Genomic DNA, 2,159 nt, shown 5'->3' with positions numbered 1-2,159 from the left:
CCAGCGTACCGTCATGGTTGGACACCACATTGGTCGCAGCCCCGTTACAGTTCTCAGGGGTCACCGACACCAAGGGCACATCCGGAACCGGTAGCTGGCCGTCACCGTCGTAGGTGAACGGTTGGGAGTCCGCAGAGCAGTTCGAGCCGTTGGTCGCCCTCAGCACATAGTCCGTGCCGTGCGTGCCGCCCGTGATGCTACCGCTGCCGTCAACGCTAAGGCCGTTGGGAACCGAGGTATAGTCCAGCGCATTGTCATGGTTGGACACCACATTGGTCGCAGCCCCGTTACAGTTCTCAGGGGTCACCGACACCAAGGGCACATCCGGAACCGGTAGCTGGCCGTCACCGTCGTAGGTGAACGGTTGGGAGTCCGCAGAGCAGTTCGAGCCGTTGGTCGCCCTCAGCACATAGTCCGTGCCGTGCGTGCCGCCCGTGATACTACCGCTGCCGTCAACGCTAAGGCCGTTGGGAACCGAGGTATAGTCCAGCGCATTGTCATGGTTGGACACCACATTGGTCGCAGCCCCGTTACAGCTTTCGGGGGTCACCGACACCAAGGGCACATCCGGAACGGGCAGCTGCCCGTCCCCGTCATAGGTGAACGGTTGGGAGTCCGCAGAGCAGCCGTCCGCATTGGTGGCCGTCAGCACATAGTCCGTACCGGTGGCGCCGCCCGTGATGTTACCGCTGCCGTCCACCGATAGGCCGTTGGGAACCGAGGTATAGTCCAGCGCACCGTCATGGTTGGACACCACGTTGGTCGCAGCCCCGTTACAGTTCTCGGGGGTCACCGACACCAAGGGCACATCCGGAACGGGCAACTGCCCGTCCCCGTCATAGGTGAACGGTTGGGAGTCCGCAGAGCAGTTCGAGCCGTTGGTTGCCGTCAGCACATAGTCCGTACCGGTGGCGCCGCCCATGATGTTACCACTGCCGTCAACGCTAAGGCCGTTGGGCACCGAGGTATAGTCCAGCGCATTGTCATGGTTGGACACCACGTTGGTCGCCGCACCGGCGCAGCTCTCGGGGGTCACCGACACCAAGGGCACATCCGGAACGGGCAGCTGCCCATCACCGTCGTAGGTGAACGGTTGGGAGTCCGTAGAGCAGCCCTCCGCATTGGTCGCCGTCAGCACATAGTCCGTACCGTGCGTGCCACCGGTGATGTTCCCGCTGCCGTCAACGCTCAGGCCGTTGGGAACCGAGGTATAGTCCAGCGCATCGTCATGGTTGGACACCACGTTGGTCGCCGCACCGGCGCAGCTCTCCGGGGTCACGCTCACGCTCGGCGGAGGGGGCGATGCAAGCTGCCCGTCCCCGTCATAGGTGAACGGTTGGGAGTCCGCAGAGCAGCCGTCCGCATTGGTGGCCCTCAGCACATAGTTCGTACCGTGCGTGCCACCGGTGATGTTCCCGCTGCCGTCAACGCTCAGGCCGTTGGGAACCGAGGTATAGTCCAGCGCATCGTCATAGTTGTCCACCACGTTGGTCGCCGTACCGGCGCAGCTCTCCGGGGTCACGCTCACGCTCGGCGGAGGGGGCGATGCAAGCTGCCCGTCCCCGTCATAGGTGAACGGTTGGGAGTCCGCAGAGCAGCCGTCCGCATTGGTGGCCGTCAGCACATAGTTCGTACCGTGCGTGCCACCGGTGATGTTCCCGCTGCCGTCAACGCTCAGGCCGTTGGGAACCGAGGTATAGTCCAGCGCATCGTCATAGTTGTCCACCACGTTGGTCGCCGCACCGGCGCAGCTCTCCGGGGTCACGCTCACGCTCGGCGGAGGGAGGGGCGGGTTGACCGTCATCGCTATCCCCAAACTGGTCGCATCACAGTCCGTGGAGATGTCCACAACCCTTACCGTCACCACCTGCCCGTCGGACAGGGACGTGGTGTCATAGGTGTCGTCCGGGGAGAGCGCCTGCACGGTGCCCCCGTCAACAAGGAACTCGTACTCGTCACCGCCCGAGCCCGTGAAGACCACGTTGTCCCCCGCACAGATCTCATCGTCGGCATCGCTGCTGGTGAGGTCAGCCGTAGGGACCACAGGGTCCGTGAGCGTAACGTTGGGGTCCTCCAAAGAGGTACAGCCGGAGACCGTTACCCTTAAATTGTCGTAGCTGCCCGCCACAAGCCCGCTTATCGTCGCCGAGTTGCCAGCG

Annotated in this window: 1 protein-coding gene; it reads right to left on the bottom strand. The window is 63.6% G+C overall.

Features of this window, described 5'->3' with window-relative positions:
- Positions 1 to 2,159: hypothetical protein (locus tag E4661_RS19300; RefSeq protein WP_205728947.1), on the bottom strand; the 2,159-nt coding region annotated here is incomplete at both ends.

This window comes from Flagellimonas onchidii (genome assembly GCF_004804315.1).
Lineage (GTDB): Bacteria > Bacteroidota > Bacteroidia > Flavobacteriales > Flavobacteriaceae > Flagellimonas > Flagellimonas onchidii.
The sequence above is the reverse complement of the archived record's forward strand: the minus strand, read 5'-3'. Positions and strand labels throughout refer to the sequence as shown.